Here is a 17,596-nt window from a genome sequence, read left to right as displayed (position 1 = left end):
GAGGTGGGGCGGCCGCTCTTGCACTCTTTGCCTTTGAAATCAGGCTCAGGCGGCCTTGCCGCTCTTCGCGATGATTTCGTCGGCCACGTTCTTCGGCACCGGGTCGTAGTGCGAGAACTCCATGGTGTAGGAGCCACGACCCGAGGTCATGCCACGCAGCTGACCGATGTAACCAAACATTTCGGACAGCGGCACGTGGGATTCGACGGCGATGTTGTGGCCACGCTCCAGCTGGCCCAGCACCGTGCCGCGACGACGGTTGATGTCGCCGATCACGTCACCCAGGTAGTCGTCCGGAACCACCACCTCGACCTTCATCACCGGCTCCAGCAGGATCGGACCGGCGGTCCGGATGCCTTCGCGGAAGCAGGCCTTGGCGGCGATTTCGAACGTCAGGGCGTTCGAGTCCACTTCGTGGTACTTACCGTCCAGCAGGGTGGCTTCGAAGTCCACGGTCGGGTAGCTGGCGAGGACGCCGTCTTCCTTCTGGACTTCCAGGCCCTTGCCCACCGACGGGATGTATTCGCGCGGCACGGTGCCGCCGACGACCTTGTCCACGAAGGTGAAGCCGGCGCCGCGTTCCTTCGGCTCGAAGCGGATCTTCACTTCGGCGAACTGGCCCGAACCACCGGTCTGCTTCTTGTGGGTGTAGGTGTACTCGACGGTCTTGGTGATCGTCTCGCGGTAGGCCACCTGCGGGCGACCCATCACACCTTCCACGCCGAACTCGGTGCGCATACGGTCGAGCGTCACTTCCAAGTGCAGCTCGCCCATGCCGCGCAGCAGGGTCTGGCCGGTGTCGCGGTCCGTTTCCAGACGCAGCGACGGATCCGCGCGGACCATCTTGCCGATGGCGGCGCCGAACTTGTCCTGGTCGGCACGGTTCTTCGGCTCCACCGACACGCTGATCACGGGGTCGGGGAAGCGCATGCGCTCCAGCACCACCGGGGCGGTGGCGTCGCACAGGGTGTCACCGGTATCCGTCTCGGCCAGCGAGACGAAGGCCACGATGTCGCCCGCGCGGGCTTCTTCCAGGTCGTTCGCTTCCTTGGCGAACATTTCCACGATACGGCCGATGCGCTCACGCTTGCCGCGGGTGGTGTTCAGCAGGGAGGTGCCCTTGGCGACGACGCCCGAGTAGACGCGCACGAAGGTCAGCGAACCGTACTTGTCGTTGATGACCTTGAAGGCCAGGCCGGCGAAGGGCTCGTCGTCCGACGACTTGCGCTCGCCGTTCGGGTTGCCGTCCGGGTCCACGGTCTTGATGGCCTCGACGTCCGTCGGGGACGGCAGGAACGCGACGACCGCGTCCAGCAGCTGCTGCACGCCCTTGTTCTTGTACGAGGAACCGCACAGGACCGGGGTGAAGTCGCCCTTCAGGGTGCCGATGCGCAGGCATTCCTTCAGCACGGCGGCGGCCGGCTCTTCACCGGACTCCAGGTACTGCTCCATGGCCGCGTCGTCCTGCATCAGGCAGGTGTCGATCAGCTCGGCGCGGAAGTCCGCGACCTTGCTCAGCAGCTCACGGTCGTAGGCGTTGGTGATCTTCAGCTTGTCGGCCAGGTCGTCGGTGACGTCCCAGATTTCCCACTGGCTGTCCTTTTCCTCGGAGAACCAGACGTAAGCCTTCATCTCGACGAGGTCGATCATGCCCTGGAAGTTGTCTTCCGAGCCCAGCGGCAGCTGGATGACGGCCGGGGTGGCGCCCAAGCGCTTGCGGATCATGTCCACGCAGCGGCTGAAGCTGGCGCCGGAACGGTCCATCTTGTTGACGTAGCACATACGCGGAACGTTGTAGTTGTCCGCCAGGCGCCAGTTGGTCTCGGTCTGGGGCTCCACACCGGCCACGCCGTCGAACACCACCACGGCACCGTCGAGCACGCGCAGGGAGCGGTTCACCTCGATGGTGAAGTCCACGTGGCCTGGGGTGTCGATCAGGTTGATCTTCTTGTCCTTCCAGAAGCAGGACACGGCAGCGGACTGAATGGTGATGCCGCGCTTCTGTTCCTGTTCCAGATAGTCGGTCGTGGTCGACGACTTCAGGTCCTTGGTGTCATGAATGTCGACGATCGTGTGCTTGCGACCCGTGTAGTACAGGATGCGCTCAGTGGTCGTCGTCTTGCCGGCATCGACGTGGGCGATGATGCCGATGTTGCGAATGTCGTCCAGCGGTGTGCTGCGGGGCATTAGAGGGCTCCGTCGTCCAACGTCCGGTGCAAAAGAATGAAGCCGGCGCGGGGGATGTTCAAAAACGAGCGCGGGCCCTGAAAGGACCCGCATGAAAAAGGGCCGGGGGGTCGACGGCACGCCGCATTACCTCCCGGGCGGGCGGATATCTAGCGCGTTCCGCCACCTTTTCCAAGGGCTCATGCGGCATGTCACCCCTGAGCAGGGGAGATTCACGCGCATGGCCGGGGCCCTTCCCCCGCCGCCGGGCCGATTCACCGGGTGGCAAGCCGGAATCGGGGCCGGATCCGGTCCGGTCCGGCATGGCCTAGGGCTAAAGTACCCCCCTAGTTCGCGAAACTCCCACCAAATGCACCCTTGGTGATCGTGCGCGAACGGCGTGGAATCGTCGTTCGGCATGAGGCGGCCCCCACCCTCCGGGGCCACCGCCCCGCCTACCCGCAATGGGTGCCCCCATAGTGGAATTCTTAACGATTGGGGGGCAAGCCTGCGTGTCAGCCGCACCCCAGGAGCCGGGGTGCCCCGGACGGCAAGACGAAAGCGGATGATCCTGGACCTCAACGCCCCGGCCGACAGCGCCGCCCACGGTGGCACCGCCCATGGTGGCACCGAAAGAACAAGTCCGCAGGAAAGCGCCCGGCCGTCCCCGGACGCGACCATCACCGACGCCCACGCCGCCGGCGCCGACATTCCCATCCCGCCCGACGACGCCCAGGCGCGCCCCCTGCAGGGCCTGTCCATTCCCCGCCGCCTGTTCCTGGCCTTCACCCTGTTGTTCGTCCTGGCGGCGGCGGTCTGCCTGTGGGGCATGCGCAGGATCGACGTCATCGTCAGCACCACCCGCGACAGCCAGCAGACCCTGGCCGTCATCCAGGCGGTGGAGGCGGTGCGCACCGCCATGCTGGACCAGGAAACGGGCCTGCGCGGCTATATCGTGGCGGGCGATCCCACCTTCCTGGAGCCGACGCGCCAAGCCATGCAGTCGCAGGAAAGCCGCCTGGCCCGGCTGGAAGCGCTGACCCAGGGCGACACCGAGCAGCAGCGACGGGTGGACACCCTGCGCGCCGAGGTGCGCGATTGGCAGGACGGCTACGCCAACCCCACCCTGACCATGGCGGCCGATCCCTCCACCCGGGCGCTGGCCCGCGACCAGGCCCGCGCCCTAGGCGGCAAGCGCGCCATGGACGCCGTGCGCGCCACGCTGGACGCCATCGCGACGGCCGAACGCGAGATGCTTGACCAGGATCTGGTGCGCCAGCGGAACGCGCAGTCGGAAGGCTTGCAGGGCGTCGTGGTCGGCGGCCTGCTGATCGTCGCCACCGCTATCGGCATTTGGGTGCTGCTGTCGCGCAGCCTGGTGCTGCCCATCGTGGCCCTGACCACCGCGCTGCGTGGCATCGCCCGGGGCGACATCACCATCGCCATCACCGGCGCTGGCCGCGGCGACGAACTGGGCACCATGGCGCGCGCCCTGCAATCGCTGAAGGAACAGAAGCAGGCGCGCGAGCGTCAGCGGGCGGAACGCCAGGCGCTGGAGCGCCGCATGCTGGCCACCGTGCAGGAAAGCCGCGAGCGGCTGGACAGCATCCTGAACAGTCTGGAGGACGGCGTCCTGACCATCAACGAGGCGGGCGTCATCCTGTCGACCAACCGCGCCGGCGCCGCCATGCTGGGCCGCGACGTGCGGCAATTGCTGGGCCTGCCGGTGGACGACTTCCTGACGCTGCCCAGCCTGGAGGGGGCCAGCGCCGCCGCCAGCGCCGTGCTGGAGCGGGCCGCCGGCCCCCTGTGGCTGCCCCTGGCGCTGGAAGGGATCAGCCCCCGCGAGGTGGAGGTGCGCGGCGGCGACCGCCGCTTCCCGGCGGAACTGACCGTCACCACCACCCAACTGGACGACCACCCGCTTTACACCCTGGTGCTGCGCGACATCACGCACCGCAAGGAGGTGGAGCGCATGAAGGACGCCTTCATCTCCACCGTCAGCCATGAATTGCGCACGCCACTCACGTCCATCCACGGGTCCATCCGCCTGGCGCTGGGCATGCCCGACGCCCTGTCGGTCCAGGCGCAGAACCTGCTGCGCATCGCCGACCGCAACAGCGAGCGGCTGATCGCCATCGTCAACGACCTGCTGGATATCGAGCGTATTGAGTCCGGCACCCTGGACCTGAAGGCGGACACGCTGGACCTGGCGGAACTGGCGGCGGAGACGGTGGACACGCTGCGCCCCATGGCCGAGGACCACACCGTCACCCTGCGCCACACTGCCGCCGGTCCCCTGCCCGTGGTGGGCGACCCGCGGCGCCTGCGGCAGGTGCTGGCCAACCTGGTTTCCAACGGCATCAAATATTCCAACCCGGGCGGCGTCGTCACCGTGCTGGGCGAGATGGCGGACGGCCGTGTCCGACTGTCGGTGCATGACAACGGCCCCGGCGTGCCCGACTGGTTCAAGCCCCGCCTGTTTCAGAAATTCGCCCAGGCGGACTCGTCGGACAGCCGGCAGAAGGGCGGCAACGGCCTGGGCCTGTCCATCGTCAAGGCCATCGTGGAGCGCCACGGCGGAGACATGACCTTGACCAGCCACCCGGGCGACACGGAGTTCGTGCTGACCCTGCCATCCGGGCGCCTGGACGCCCAGCCCGACGCCCGATCTGGCGCCGACACCCCCCCGCCCCCCTGAGCGGCACCCTGGCAGCCCGGCAGCCCGTGGCCGACTGTCGCCCGAACTCCATTTGCGCCCGCCGTCCCCGGCGGCTACCCTGATGCGTATTGTAGCGCCAATGGGACGCCGGCATGTCCCTCCCAAGACCATGGCACCCCAAAACCATGGCACTCAAGTCCGTCGCATGAGACCACCGCGAGGCAGCATGGCCGAGTCACTGAACCGCATCCTCTATGTCGATGACGAGCCGGACATCCGCGCCATCGTCGAACTCAGCTTGCGTCATGTCGGCGGCTTTGACGTGCATATGGCGGAGTCCGGCGCCCGCGCCCTGGAAATCCTGGACGGCTGGACGCCACAGCTGATCCTGCTGGACGCCATGATGCCCGGCATGGACGGCCCCGCCACCCTGGCCGCCATCCGCCAGCGCCCAGCCCTGGCCGGCGTGCCCGTCGCCTTCATGACCGCCAAGGTGCAGCCATCCGAGGTCCAGCGCTTCAAGGAACTGGGCGCGGTGGGCGTGATCGCGAAGCCTTTCGACCCCATGAGCCTGCCCGACACCGTGCGCGACCTATGGGGTGGCGCCGGCCCGACATGATCCAGGACACCCCGCCCATCATGCCGACCCTGCCGGCGGAGCTGCTGGCGCGGGTGCAGAAAATCCGCCAGGACTTTATGGCCGGCCTGCCGGATCGCCTGGCGCAAATCCGGCAGGCGGCCGAGGCGCTGGAAGGCCTGGACGGCGACGACGCCAGCGCCGCCCGCGCCGACCTGGCGCGCCACGCCCACTCCCTCGTCGGCTCCGGCGCCACCTTCGGCCTGCCGGACCTGAGCGTCGCCGCCCGCGCGCTGGAGGGCGTGGTCAACCAGACCGGGGCCATCGCCCCTTCTGTCCTGCGGGCCGCCGTCGACGGGCTGGAACAGGCCGTGTTCGGTGCCGCCCAGCCGGCCCCCCAGTTGGACATCCTGCCCTTGGCGCCCACCCAGGCCAGCGAGGGGCCCTATCGGTCCATCTACCTGATGCAGGCCGACGGCGCGGGGGCGGACGACCTGGCCGACATCCTGGCCGCCTACGGCTACGAACTGAGCGTCTTCCCCGACACCCCGGCCCTGGCCGCCGCCGTGTCCAGGGCGGCACCGGAAGCCATCATCCTGGACGTGAACCCGCTCGGCATGGTGGCGGGCACCCCCCAGATGACGGACGCCAAGGGGCGCAAAATCCCCATGGTGGCGCTGTCGTCCGCCACCGGTTTCGCCGCCCGCCTGGCCGCGGCGCGGGCCGGCTGTGACGCTTATGTGGTGAAGCCGCCCGACGCCAACGCCCTGGTGGACCACCTGGACCGCCTGACGGAGCGTGATCCCGACCAGCCGCTGCGCATCCTGATCGTGGACGACGACGCCACCCTGGGCGCCTATTATGAAATGGCGCTGCAATCCGCCGGCATGCAGACGCGACTGGTGACCGATCCCCTGCAGGCGGTCGAGGCCCTGTACGACCACAACGCCGACCTGATGGTCACCGACCTGATCATGCCCCAGTGCACGGGCTTCGAACTGGCCGCGGTGTTGCGCCAGTACGACGGCCTGCTGGCCCTGCCCATCGTCTTCCTGACGGCGGACCTGGACGCGGAGACGCACCGCTCCGCCGTGCGCACGGGCGTCGACGCCTATCTGACCAAGCCCATCGACCTGGGCGACCTGGCTGAAACCGTGCGCGCCCGCGCCCGCCGCGCCCGGCAGCTGAAGGCCCTGATGGTGCGCGACGGCCTGACCGGCGCCTACAACCATCCGATGATCCAGGATTTATTGGCGACCGAGGTGGCCCGCGCCCAGCGCGACGGCACCGACCTGTCCTTCGCCATGCTGGACATCGACCACTTCAAGAAGGTCAACGACCGCTATGGCCACGGGGCCGGCGACCGGGTCATCAAGGGCCTGTCACGCCTGTTGCAGCAGCGGCTGCGGCGCAGCGACATGATCGGGCGCTATGGGGGGAGGAGTTCGCCGTGCTGATGCCCCAAACCCGGGCGGAGGACGCGGCGGACCGGCTGGACATGCTGCGCCAGCAGTTCAGCGAAATCCCCTACGTGCACGGCGACACCCAGTTCCAGGTGACCTTCTCCGGCGGCGTCGTGGGGCTGAAACCCGGGCTGGACGCAAAGGCCCTGAACCTGATGGCCGATGCCGCGCTGTATCGCGCGAAGAACGCCGGCCGCAACAGGATTGAACGGGGATAGTTTTATAGGCCCCTCAAGCGGCGGGCGCGGCCATCCGGCCGCTTGCCTTCCTCGCGTTTCAGTCCACCGTTTCCCCGAAACGCTCCGGCGCCCGCAGTCGCGGGCTACCATTGGCATGAATGCCAACGGGTCAGCGCACAGGCGCGGTGACGACCTTGGCCGTGGTGCTGACCGCGGTACCGGCCACGTCGGCGGCCGTACCCACGGCGGTGCCGGCGGCATCGACCACCACGCAACCGCTGAGGGCGCCCAGCGCCAAGCCCAGCACCAGCACGCTTCTGCCCACCCGGTAAATCTTTCCCTGGAACAACGACACGCCCGACATGGCGAACCCCCTTGGCTGGCCTGGCTTCCCGTCCGATCCGGGAATCCTGGGGGCCGGCCGCCGGCCCCCTTCCCTTTATACGGAAGCAAAGCGTGGGCCAGGTGGTCTCTGTCAGGCTATGCCGTCTGGGGCGGATTGGTCAGGCGATGCCTTCCGGGGCGGTCATGTCGAAGCCCAGGGGCGTGACCGACACCAGGCCGTGCTTCAGCGCGCCGGCGTCCGTGTCCGGGCCCAGGATGGGCATGTGGCGGCGGAAGGCCATCCAGTAGTAGGTGCCGCCGCGCATGTCCGCGCGCGGCTCCACGTCGATGCGGTCCAGGGTGCCCCGGCTCTGCCGCGTCAGTACCACGTCACCCACGTCGGCCGCGTCCACGTCGGGGAAGTTCACGTTCAGCACGGCGTTGGTGGCGACGCGCAGGTCCAGCGCATGGTCCAGCGACCGGGCGAAGACGGCCCGCGCCGTCTCCCACCGCACATGACCACCCCTAGTGAAAGCTTGGCTGAAGGCGATGGCGGGGACGCCCAGCAGGCGGGCGGTCAGCGCCGCCGCCACGGTGCCGGAATAGGGCACCTCATCCCCCACATTTGCGCCCCGGTTGATGCCGGACAGCACGATGTCCGGCGGCGTGTCCTTCAACAGGTGGCGCAGGCCGAAGATAGCGCAGTCGCTGGGCGTGCCGGTCAGGGCGTAGCGGCGCTCCCCCCGCTCCTCCACCCGCAGGGGCGTGGTCAGGGTGACGGCGCGCGACATGCCGCTCTGGTCCTTTTCCGGGGCCACCACCCACACCTCCTCCGCCACATCGGCCACCAGCTCGGCCAGCAAGGCCAGGCCGGGGGCGTTGATGCCGTCGTCATTGGTGAGCAGCACGCGGCCCAGGCGGCGGGCGGGCGGAACGGGTGGCGTCATGACTCTGGCCTCGGCAGCGGTGGAACCCTATAGATACGGGCGCACCTTTCCGGGCGGCGGCGCGGATGGCAAGCCGCAATGTCGCGCATGCTCCGCTTTGACCGCTTTTCCCGTCCAATTCTTCAGGAACCCCGGGACCATGTCCGACGACCGGCTGTCCACCGCCCTCTGGGTCCAGCTGCACCTACGCCGCTGCGCCGCCGACAGCATCCCCGTCTACGTCCTGCGCAAGGGCGAGACGGAAAGCGGCCTGATCCTGTTGAAGGTCGTCATCCCCTTCCAGGGCGCCAAGGTCTACACCCAGAGCCGCGACATGGACGGCAAGCTGGGCTGGTTTCCCGGCCTGAATGGCGCCCAGGTGCCGGAATCCGAGGCCGACGCCTTCATCGAGCGCGCCACGCGGCGCGATCCCGACCTCTGGGTGATCGAGGTGGAAAGCCGCGACGGCAGCCATCCTTTCGAAGGGAAGGTGATCTGACCGACTCCGCCACCCCTACTCCGCCGCGTTGGCGCGGCCGTCGGTGTTGGCGGGCACCAGGCGGCGGGCGGCGCGGCGGGTCTTCTGGCGGTGCAGCTGCCGGTCGATCCAGCGGCTGAAGTCCTCCATGTAGAGGTACAGCACCGGGGTGATATAGAGCGTCAGCAACTGCGACACCACCAGGCCGCCCACCACGGCCACGCCCAGCGGCTGGCGCAGCTCGGCGCTGGCGCCCGACGCCAGGGCGATGGGCAGCGTGCCCATCAGGGCCGCCATGGTGGTCATCATGATGGGGCGGAAGCGCAGCAGGCAGGCGCGGTAGATGGCGTCGCGCGGCGTCGCGCCATCGCGCCGGGCCTCCAGCGCGAAGTCGATCATCATGATGGCGTTCTTCTTCACGATGCCGATCAGCATCAGCACGCCGATGATGGCGATGACGCTGAGGTCGAAGCCGAACAGCATGAGCGAGCCCACCGCCCCCACCGCCGCCGAGGGCAGGCCGGACAGGATGGTCAGCGGGTGGATGAAGCTTTCATACAGCACCCCCAGCACGACGTAGATGACCAGCACCGCCGTCAGCAGCAGCAGGCCCTGGTTGGCCAGCGCCTGCTGGAACACCTGGGCGGTGCCCTGGAAGCTGCCGGAAATGCTGTCCGGCATGCCGATGTCGCGCTGCACGCCCTCGATGGCGGTGACGGCGTCGCCCAGCGAGACGCCCGGCGTCAGGTTGAACGACAGGGTGACGGCGGGCAGCTGCCCCTGGTGGTTCACGCTGATGGGCCCTGACGTGCGGTCGATGCGGGCCACGGCGCCCAGGGGGATCAGCTTGCCGCTGTCGGAGCGGATGTAGATGCGGTTCAGCACGTCCGCCGACTTCTGCGCCTCCGGTGACAGCTCCAGGATCACCTCGTAATCGTTGGTCGGCGTGTAGATGGTGGAGATCTGGCGCGTGCCGAAGGCGCTGTAGAGGCTGGAGCGGAGGTTCTCCGCCGTCAGGCCCAGCATGTAGGCCTTGTCCAGGTCGATGTGGATGGAGGCGTTCTGGCCGGACAGCTGCAGGTCGCTGGTCACGTCCTGCAACTGCGGCATCTGCGCCATCTTCTGCATCAGCCGGTCCGCCCACTGGTACAGCTGCGGCTGGTCCAGGCCCTGCAGCGTGTACTGGTACAGGCTCTTGGACTGGCGGCCGGAGACGTTCAGGTTCTGCACCGGCTGGAAGAAGACGTTGATGCCCGGGATGTCGGCCACGTCCTTGCGCAGGCTTTGCAGCACCGCCTCCATCTTGGGGCGATGGGCGCGGTCCTTCAGGGACATGAAGACACGGCCGGCGTTGGTGACGTTGCCGCCGCCGCCGACGGAGGAGATGAAGGTCTCCACATAGGGGCTCTTGGCCACCGCCGTCGCCACCTGCTGCTGCAGGGCGATCATGGCATCGAAGGAAATGTCCTGCCGGGCCTCCGTCTGGGCGAAGATCTGGCCGTTGTCCTCGGTGGGGAAGAAGCCCTTCTGCACCTGCTGGAACAGCACCACGGTGCCGACCAGGGTGGCGAAGAACACGGCCACCACCACGCGGCGATGGGCCAGGCACCAGGTCAGGGTTCGGTCATAGCCCCGGAGCCAGACCTGGAACCCCGCCTCCGTCACCCGCTCGAACCGGTTGGGTTTGGCGTGGTGGTCATGGTGGATGAAGCGGCTGCACAGCATGGGCGTCAGCGTCAGCGACGTGATGGCCGAGGCGGCGATGGCCAGGGTCACCGTCACCGCGAACTCATGGAACAGCCGGCCCACCACGCCACCCATCATGAAGATGGGGATGAACACCGCCACCAGCGACAGGGTGATGGAGACGATGGTGAAGCCGATTTCCCGGCTGCCCTTCACCGCCGCCTCGAACGGGCTCATCCCCTCTTCGATGTAGCGGACGATGTTCTCCAGCATGACGATGGCGTCGTCCACCACCAGTCCCACCGACAACGTCAGCGCCAGCAGCGAGATGTTGTCGATGGAAAAGCCGAAGGCCTTCATGGCGCCGGCGGCGCCGATGAGAGAGATGGGCACGGCGATGCCGGGGATCAGCGTGGCGCTGACCTTGCGCAGGAACAGGAAGATGACCATCACCACCAGGCCGATGGTCAGGATCAGCGTGAACTGCACATCCTCCACCGCCGCCCGGATGGACAGCGACCGGTCGATCAGCACATTGATGTCGATGGAGGGCGGCAGGCTGGCCTTGAAGGTGGGGATGACGCGCTTCACCGCGTCCACCACTTCCACCGTGTTCGCGTCGGGCTGGCGCTGGATGGCCAGGACGATGGTGCGGGTGCCGTTGAACCAGCTGGCCGTCCGGTCGTTCTCCACCCCGTCGATGACGCTGGCGACGTCGCCCAGGCGCACGGGCGCGCCGTTGCGGGTGGCGATGACCAGGTGGGAAAAGCTCTGCGCGTCGAACAGCTGGGTGTTGGTCTCCAGGATCAGCTGCTGGGAGGAGCCCGAGACGACGCCAACGGGCGAGCTGGAATTGGCCGCGATGATGGCGTTCTGCACCTCATCCACGCCGATGCCGCGAGCGGTCAGCGCCTCGGGGCTCAGGCGGATGCGCACCGCGAACTTCTGCGCGCCCCAGACCTGCACCTGGGCCACGCCGCTGAGGGTGGACAGGGCGGGGCTCAACAGGGTCTCTGCGTATTCGTCCACCTGGCTCAGCGGCAGGGTGGCGCTGCTGAGCGCCAGCAGCAGCACCGGCTGGTCGGCCGGGTTCACCTTGCGGTAGCTGGGCGGGGTGGTCATCTCGATGGGCAGGCGGCGCTGCACCCGCGACAAGGCGGCCTGCACGTCCAGGGCGGCGCTGTCGATGTCGCGGTCCAGTTCGAACTGGATGTTGACGTTGGTGCTGCCCTGCACGCTGCTGGAGGTGATGCTCTCGATGCCGGCGATGGTGGAGAACTCACGCTCCAGCTGGATGGCGACGGAGGACGCCATGGTGTCCGGGCTGGCGCCCGGCAGGCTGGCCGACACGCTGATGACGGGGAAGTCCACGCGTGGCAGGGCCGCCACCGGCAGGTATTTGTAGGCCAGCACGCCGCTGAGGATGAGGGCCGCCGTCAGCAGGACGGTCATCACCGGCCGGCGGATGCAAAGCTCGGAAATGTTCACGTGCGCGCCTTTCCGGTGGCCTGCACGGCGCCCGCGCCGGGATTGGCGCTGTCGGCCTCGACCCCGCCCGCCGGGCTGGCCGGGCGTTCCACGATCTTGGCGCCGGGGACCAGCCGCAGCTGGCCCTCCGTCACCACCCGCTCACCCGCCTCGACGCCGCTCGCGATCACGGCCCCCTGCTCGGCGAAGCGCCCCACCGTCACCGGGCGCATGTCCACCGTGTCGTCGGACTTGACCACGAAAACGTAAGGCCCGGCCTGGCCGCGCTGCACCGCCACCGCCGGCACCGACAGCACATCGGCCTCCATGCCCAGGTGCAGGGTGACGTCCACGAACTGGCCCGGCCACAGGGCGCGGTCCTTGTTGTCGTACAGGCCCTTCAACTGGATGGTGCCGGACTGCGCGTCCACGCTGTTGTCGATGAAGACCAGGCGGCCCGTGGCGGCCACCAGGCCGTCGGCGGTCCTGGCCGAGACCAGGGGCGGCCGGCCGGAGCGCAGGGCCTGGCGCACCGCCGTCACATGTTTCTCCGGCACGGTGAAGGTGACGTTGATGGGCGCCACCTGCACCAGGGTGGTGAGGGTGGAGCCGCTGTCGCTGCCCTTCACCAAGTTGCCGGGGCGCAGCTGTATGCTGCCCACCACCCCGTCGATGGGGGACCGGATTTCGGTGAAGGCCAGGGTCAGGCGGGCCTGATCCACCGCCGCCTGGTCGGCCAGCACCGTGGCCTCCTGCGCCTTGGCGGTGGCCGACGACTGCTCGTTCTGCTGCTGGGAGACAGCCCCCCGCGCGAACAGGCCGGCGTTGCGCTGGGCGTCCGACCGCGCCTGGGCCAGGTTCGCCTGGTCGCGGGCCAGGTTGGCCTCCGCCTGCATCAGTGCGGCCTTGGGCGGTCGCTGGTCCAGCAGGAACAGCAGGTCGCCGGACTTGACCTCCTGCCCCTCCTCCACCTTCGCTTCCATCAGTTGGCTGTCGATGCGGGCGCGCACCTGAACGGTGGAGATGGGCTGCACCGTGCCCACCGCCGCCACGTCGATGGGCATGGCGCCGCGCCGCACGCGCGCCGTCACCACCGGCACCGGGCCGTTGCCGGTGGTGCCCGGACCACGCTTGCCCGTCGCGGCCGCGGTCTCGACCCCCGCCCCGGACGCCTCGGACCTGGCGCCCCAAACGCGGTAACCGCCGTAGGCGGCGACCAGGACCAGGGCCAGCGCGGCGGCGGCCGTGCGACGATTCATCGGGACTTCTCCGGGAGCGAGCGGGTACGGGCGGCAATGGGACCGGTGGCATCATGGGGCAAAACGACGACAGTCGCGTTATCGCGATCAACAGCCGCCCCGACCGCCGCCCCTCGGACGGCGGGCGTCACGCCCAGCCCTGTCAACCCACGCGTCGGCATCTGCGACCCAACTCCGCGCCTCGTCCGCACGACCACCAGCCTCCCGGCCCCACACCCAAGAAGGCAAAACGTCGCGGATCCCGGTTTTTCGCCATCTTATAAGATATGCATCGGCCCCAGGCACTATCCTTAAAGTCTGAGGCCCATCCCCAAAGGGTGCGCCGCCTGGAAGGGGTCGGGCACCGAGCGCCGTCCCTTTGGCGGAACATACCGCCCATCTCCGGCCACGGCGCGTTCATGCCTTCGCAGTTTGCGACGAATAGGGTACACCGGCGCCGTTTTCCCACATTTCCGCATTCAAAGACCTGAGGAGGCTTCTGAAACGATGCGCCGTCTGTTGCTGCTGTCCACCATCCTGGCGGGTTCGCCCGTCCTCTCGGCTTCGGCCGCCCTGGCTGCAGACGTTTCGTCCTCCTATACCGCCGACCATACCACCGGCCGACATACCGACGACCCCCATACCACCGGCGGGCAGACACCCGCCTCTGTGGGTCCCGCCGCTGACAGCGACTCCCCGCTGGACCAGATCATCGTCACCGCCACCCGCCGGGCCGAAGCCCTGCGCGACGTGCCCGCCAGCGTGTCCACCGTGTCGCGCGACGAGTTCGAACAGAAGGGTGTGCTGTTCATCGGCGACGAACTGACGGACCTGCCGGGCGTGCTGGTGTCCAAGAACGACATGGGCACCTACACCTCGATCACGCTGCGCGGCGTTCCTGCCAAGGTGCATAACGACACCCTGGTGGTGATGATGGACGGCATCCCCTACGTCACCGGGGATGACGAGGTGGACCTGGAACAGCTGCCCTACAGCGCGGTGGGCCGGGTGGACGTGGTGCGCGGCCCCATGTCGGCCCTGTACGGCCGGGGCGCCATCAGCGGCACCATCAACTACCTGACCCGCGAGGTCACGGATGAGACGAAGGGCGAGGTCACCCTGCAGGCCGGCAGCGACGGCTGGCTGCATGGCGACGCCCTGCTGCAAACCCCCACGGTTAAGGGCGGCGCCCTGCTGCTGGACGTGGGGCATGAGCGGGGCGACGGCTGGCGCGACCGCACCGGCCGCAACGAGACCAACCTGTTCCTGAAGCACCAGTTGGACATGGGCGATGCCGGCCGCCTGACCGTGACCGCCACCTGGGTGGACACGCGCCAGCAGCTGGCCGGCGAGCTGCCGGTGGACGGCCGGGGTGAGCTGATCAACCTGCCGGGCGGCCGCGAGGCCAACTGGAACGAGGACAACGCTGGCTTCTACAAGCGCATGGCCACGGCCACGGCGACGTATGAGCGTGACCTGGCCGACGGCCTGGTGGCCACCACCAAGCTGCACGTCCGCCAGGCCCTGACCTCCGCCCTGCAGGGCTTCGCCAACGAGTACGATCCCAGCGCCGGCTCCGTCACCTTCACCGGCTTCCGCGTCGACGGCAACACCATCACGGGGTATGGCGAGCAGCAGCTGTCCTGGACCCATGGGCCGTGGCAGGTGCTGGGCGGCGTGAGCGCGGAGCAGGTGCGCGCCCACCATACCGAGCATTGGACCGGCCAGCTGGACGACACCTACTACTACGGTGAGCAGCGCAGCATCCTGACCGGCCAGGACATCGACACCGATCAATGGGTGACGGACACCCAGCTGAACGCCTATGGCCGCGAACGGGCCTACGCCGCCTACCTGCAGGTGGACCGGACCGTCGGGCCCGTCACCCTGGACGTGGGCGGTCGCTATGACTACTTCGAGCGGCATGTCGTCTACGGCGACACCACCAGCGGCGGGCCCAACGGCGCCATCACGCCGGGCGGCACCGCCTACGACGACAACGCGCATTTCAGCCCCAAGGCGTCGGTCACGTGGAAGGTGACGCCCGGGGTCAGCGCCTATGTCGCCTACGGCCAGGGCTTCTCCGCCGCCTTCGGGCCGCTGTGGTCCTTCCGCACCCGCCAGACCGGCCTGAACCCGGAACTGGCGGACAATGTGGAGGCGGGCGTCAAGGGCGACGCCTTCGGCGGCCTGCTGTCGGGCAGCGTCACCGTTTATCGGCTGCAGCGCCACGACTTGTTGCAGGTGGTGGAGGTCAACGGCGTGCCGCAGACCTTCAACACGGGTGAGCAGCTGTCCCAGGGCGTGGAACTGGCGGGCAGCGCCCGCCTGGACAGCCTGGTGCCCCACCTGTCGGCCGATGTCACCTATGGCTACACCGAGGCCTACTGGCTGGACGACCGCTTCGTGGAAAGCGACACGCTGATCCAGCGCGACTTCACCGGCAAGCGGGTGCAGGGCGTGCCCCGGCATACGGGCAGCATCGCCCTGAACCAGGGCATCCCCACGTGGGGCTTGTCGGGCAAGCTGTGGGTGGAGATGTTCGGCGACTATGCCTACGACAGCCAGAACAGCCGCGTCAGCGGCGGCTACGCCCTGTGGAACACCACCTGGACGTGGACGCCGCCCCATCAGGACACCGTGGATTTGAGCCTGACGGTGCGCAACCTGTTCGATCGCAAGGTGAACCTGATCGAGGCCGACGACAACGGCCCCCTGGGCGCCTTCCCCCAGCCGCCGCGCCAAATCCTGGGCACGGTGAAGGTGCGGTTCTAGTCAACCAAGCCTTAACGGGACGTTCAAAGACCGGCGCGCGGATACCTTCCCGCGCGCCGTTTCTTTATGGCCATCGGCCTAAGCGGGTGATCGGGCTTCCAGTCGCCCTAAAAAGCCGTAGCTTGCTCATGACGTTTTCTCTGCGCGACGATGGCCATGACAAGCAGCATCGCCCTGTTTTTTCCCATGCTCGTCCTGTTCCTGCTCACGGTGCTGGTGGGCCTGCGGCTGTTCGTCATGCGGGTGCGGGCGGTCAGGCGGGGGAATGTGCGGCTGTCCTACTTCCGCAACTTCACGGCGGGCACGCAGACGGACGGGTGTGCCACGGCCCAGCGCGCCTTCAGCAACCTGCTGGAGGTGCCGCCGCTGTTCTACGTCATCTGCGTGGTGCTGATGGTGCTGCGCCAGGGCGACCACCTCTATGAGGCGCTGGCCTGGGCCTTCGTGGCGCTGCGCATCATCCAGAGCGCCATCCACCTGACCTACAACAACGTCCTGCACCGTGCCGCGGTCTTCCTGGTGTCGATGGCCGTGCTGGCGGCGATGTGGGTGCGGCTGGGCCTGACGCTGCTGACCTTCCCGGCCTGAGCTCACCGGCCGGGACGGACGCGCCAGTAGAGGTAGGAGCGGACGACGGAGGCCAGGGCAACGGGCAGCAGCACCGCCATGGTCAGCCCCGGGCCCCGCATATGGAAGGGCGGCAGCCACAAGGCCAGGGCCAGCAGCAGGAAACCACCCGCCACGAACAGCCGGCCGCCGAAGCGGTGCGTCCGGTCCCATACCCATTCGTCATCCCGCGTCCACCAGGTGCGGATGCCGAAGAGATCGTTCTGGCGGATCTTGCCCAGCACATTGCCCATCAGGATCATGAACACGCCGAAGAGCAGCGGCTGGGTCCGGGAGAAGTCCACCGGATGGCCCAGGGCCCGGCCCACCATGACGAAATGGGTCAGCGCCAGCATGCCGGTCAGCGACAGGCGCGCGGTGCGCCAGGCGGTGCCGGAGCGTTCCAGGTTCGCCGCGCGCGGGGTGATGCCGGCCAGCGCCGGCAGCCCCATCGCGAAGACCAGGGTCAGGAGCGGCGACAGCGCCAGCGCCCAGGGCGCCTTGGCGGCATTGTCCGGCTGGCCGTCCGCCCCCCAATGGATGGGCAGGGTGGCATCCAGCCCCACCTGCGTCAGGGCATAGACGCTGGCCAACACCATGACGACCAGGATCTGGATGGTCGCGGCCCAGTAAAAGCGTGCGGACATGGGTTCACTTCCCTTGCCTGGACATATTGCCGGCGGGAGCGTCCCGCGGTTCCGCCTGCCCGATGCCCATGCTGTCCATGAGGCCCGACAGCGCCTCTTCCAGCACCGACAGCTTCAGGCGGTAGTAGATGGTGGTGCCCTGCCGTTCCTGGTCCACCAGGTCGGCTTCGCGCAGCACGGCGAAATGACCGGACAGGGTGGGCTTGGCCAAGTCGAAGTGGCTGGCGATATCGCCAGCCGACAAGGGGCCGTCGCGCAGCAACTGAAGGATGCGGCGGCGGCTGGGATCGGCCAGGGCTTTGAAGACACGATTCATGGTGTTGGTATTTAGCTAATTAGCGAAATAGAGTCAAGGCCGGCTCGAGGCGACCATGCGCCACCATTGCATTTTGCAATTTTCGC

General features: G+C 68.1%; 12 protein-coding genes and 1 pseudogene. 6 read left to right on the top strand and 7 right to left on the bottom strand.

Features of this window, described 5'->3' with window-relative positions; all coding sequences use genetic code 11:
* Positions 1-45 precede the first annotated feature (45 nt).
* On the bottom strand, positions 46-2,187 hold the full coding sequence (gene fusA, locus UAJ10_RS16110; RefSeq protein WP_322916244.1) for an elongation factor G: 2,142 nt from the start codon (positions 2,185-2,187) through the stop codon (positions 46-48).
* A gap of 544 nt (positions 2,188-2,731) precedes the next feature.
* Here fusA and UAJ10_RS16105 point away from each other — a divergent pair.
* The 3 genes and pseudogenes from UAJ10_RS16105 (at position 2,732) to UAJ10_RS16095 (ending at position 7,086) form a co-directional block, all read left to right on the top strand.
* Entirely contained in the window at positions 2,732-4,867 is a 2,136-nt protein-coding gene (locus tag UAJ10_RS16105; RefSeq protein ID WP_322916243.1) for an ATP-binding protein, read from the top strand.
* Between the two features lie 187 nt (positions 4,868-5,054).
* Positions 5,055-5,447, top strand: a complete 393-nt coding sequence (locus tag UAJ10_RS16100) for a response regulator (protein WP_322916242.1) — start codon at positions 5,055-5,057, stop codon at positions 5,445-5,447.
* Positions 5,423-7,086, top strand: a pseudogene (locus tag UAJ10_RS16095) (diguanylate cyclase). Before UAJ10_RS16100 ends, UAJ10_RS16095 begins: the two are co-directional and overlap by 25 nt.
* Before the next feature lie 130 nt (positions 7,087-7,216).
* Here the strand turns inward: UAJ10_RS16095 and UAJ10_RS16085 are convergent.
* Both UAJ10_RS16085 and surE read right to left on the bottom strand, forming a co-directional pair.
* Complete coding sequence (locus tag UAJ10_RS16085; protein ID WP_088871714.1) at positions 7,217-7,411, bottom strand: hypothetical protein; 195 nt, start codon at positions 7,409-7,411, stop codon at positions 7,217-7,219.
* A 139-nt stretch (positions 7,412-7,550) separates the two neighbouring features.
* The gene (gene surE / locus UAJ10_RS16080; protein ID WP_322916240.1) at positions 7,551-8,318 is read right to left on the bottom strand and encodes a 5'/3'-nucleotidase SurE; all 768 of its coding nucleotides are present in this window, start codon (positions 8,316-8,318) and stop codon (positions 7,551-7,553) included.
* Positions 8,319-8,457: 139 nt separating this feature from the next.
* On the opposite strand from surE, the gene UAJ10_RS16075 reads away from it, so the two are divergent.
* Entirely contained in the window at positions 8,458-8,796 is a 339-nt protein-coding gene (locus UAJ10_RS16075) for a DUF1491 family protein (RefSeq protein ID WP_322916239.1), read from the top strand.
* Positions 8,797-8,811: 15 nt separating this feature from the next.
* Here the strand turns inward: UAJ10_RS16075 and UAJ10_RS16070 are convergent, their stop codons facing one another.
* Positions 8,812-11,949 carry an efflux RND transporter permease subunit gene (locus UAJ10_RS16070; RefSeq protein WP_322916238.1) on the bottom strand — a complete coding sequence of 1,046 codons (3,138 nt, stop codon included), beginning with the start codon at positions 11,947-11,949 and terminating at the stop codon, positions 8,812-8,814.
* Positions 11,946-13,187 (bottom strand): efflux RND transporter periplasmic adaptor subunit, encoded by a 1,242-nt coding sequence (locus UAJ10_RS16065; RefSeq protein ID WP_322916237.1) that lies wholly within the window; start codon positions 13,185-13,187, stop codon positions 11,946-11,948. Before UAJ10_RS16065 ends, UAJ10_RS16070 begins: the two co-directional genes overlap by 4 nt.
* Positions 13,188-13,673: 486 nt before the next feature.
* Between UAJ10_RS16065 and UAJ10_RS16060 the strand changes: the two genes are divergently transcribed.
* Both UAJ10_RS16060 and UAJ10_RS16055 read left to right on the top strand, forming a co-directional pair.
* Positions 13,674-15,941 (top strand): TonB-dependent receptor, encoded by a 2,268-nt coding sequence (locus tag UAJ10_RS16060; protein ID WP_322916236.1) that lies wholly within the window; start codon positions 13,674-13,676, stop codon positions 15,939-15,941.
* A 156-nt stretch (positions 15,942-16,097) separates the two neighbouring features.
* Positions 16,098-16,529 carry an MAPEG family protein gene (locus tag UAJ10_RS16055; RefSeq protein WP_322916235.1) on the top strand — a complete coding sequence of 144 codons (432 nt, stop codon included), beginning with the start codon at positions 16,098-16,100 and terminating at the stop codon, positions 16,527-16,529.
* Positions 16,530-16,531: 2 nt separating this feature from the next.
* On the opposite strand, the gene UAJ10_RS16050 is transcribed toward UAJ10_RS16055, so the two are convergent.
* Both UAJ10_RS16050 and UAJ10_RS16045 read right to left on the bottom strand, forming a co-directional pair.
* Entirely contained in the window at positions 16,532-17,194 is a 663-nt protein-coding gene (locus tag UAJ10_RS16050; protein ID WP_322916234.1) for an SdpI family protein, read from the bottom strand.
* A 4-nt stretch (positions 17,195-17,198) separates the two neighbouring features.
* Complete coding sequence (locus UAJ10_RS16045) at positions 17,199-17,510, bottom strand: autorepressor SdpR family transcription factor (protein WP_322916233.1); 312 nt, start codon at positions 17,508-17,510, stop codon at positions 17,199-17,201.
* Positions 17,511-17,596: the final 86 nt, after the last annotated feature.

The organism is Nitrospirillum guaranorum, assembly GCF_034653275.1.
Classification (GTDB): domain Bacteria; phylum Pseudomonadota; class Alphaproteobacteria; order Azospirillales; family Azospirillaceae; genus Nitrospirillum.
The sequence above is the reverse complement of the archived record's forward strand: the minus strand, read 5'-3'. Positions and strand labels throughout refer to the sequence as shown.

What these genes read in the sequence shown, in the direction of transcription:
- surE (WP_322916240.1), bottom strand. Translation starts at nt 8,318, where the DNA reads ATGACGCCACCCGTTCCGCCCGCCCGCCGCCTGGGCCGCGTGCTGCTC.
- UAJ10_RS16045 (WP_322916233.1), bottom strand. Translation starts at nt 17,510, where the DNA reads ATGAATCGTGTCTTCAAAGCCCTGGCCGATCCCAGCCGCCGCCGCATC.
- UAJ10_RS16055 (WP_322916235.1), top strand. Translation starts at nt 16,098, where the DNA reads ATGACAAGCAGCATCGCCCTGTTTTTTCCCATGCTCGTCCTGTTCCTG.
- UAJ10_RS16100 (WP_322916242.1), top strand. Translation starts at nt 5,055, where the DNA reads ATGGCCGAGTCACTGAACCGCATCCTCTATGTCGATGACGAGCCGGAC.
- UAJ10_RS16050 (WP_322916234.1), bottom strand. Translation starts at nt 17,194, where the DNA reads ATGTCCGCACGCTTTTACTGGGCCGCGACCATCCAGATCCTGGTCGTC.
- UAJ10_RS16105 (WP_322916243.1), top strand. Translation starts at nt 2,732, where the DNA reads ATGATCCTGGACCTCAACGCCCCGGCCGACAGCGCCGCCCACGGTGGC.
- UAJ10_RS16085 (WP_088871714.1), bottom strand. Translation starts at nt 7,411, where the DNA reads ATGTCGGGCGTGTCGTTGTTCCAGGGAAAGATTTACCGGGTGGGCAGA.
- UAJ10_RS16075 (WP_322916239.1), top strand. Translation starts at nt 8,458, where the DNA reads ATGTCCGACGACCGGCTGTCCACCGCCCTCTGGGTCCAGCTGCACCTA.
- UAJ10_RS16065 (WP_322916237.1), bottom strand. Translation starts at nt 13,187, where the DNA reads ATGAATCGTCGCACGGCCGCCGCCGCGCTGGCCCTGGTCCTGGTCGCC.
- UAJ10_RS16060 (WP_322916236.1), top strand. Translation starts at nt 13,674, where the DNA reads ATGCGCCGTCTGTTGCTGCTGTCCACCATCCTGGCGGGTTCGCCCGTC.
- fusA (WP_322916244.1), bottom strand. Translation starts at nt 2,187, where the DNA reads ATGCCCCGCAGCACACCGCTGGACGACATTCGCAACATCGGCATCATC.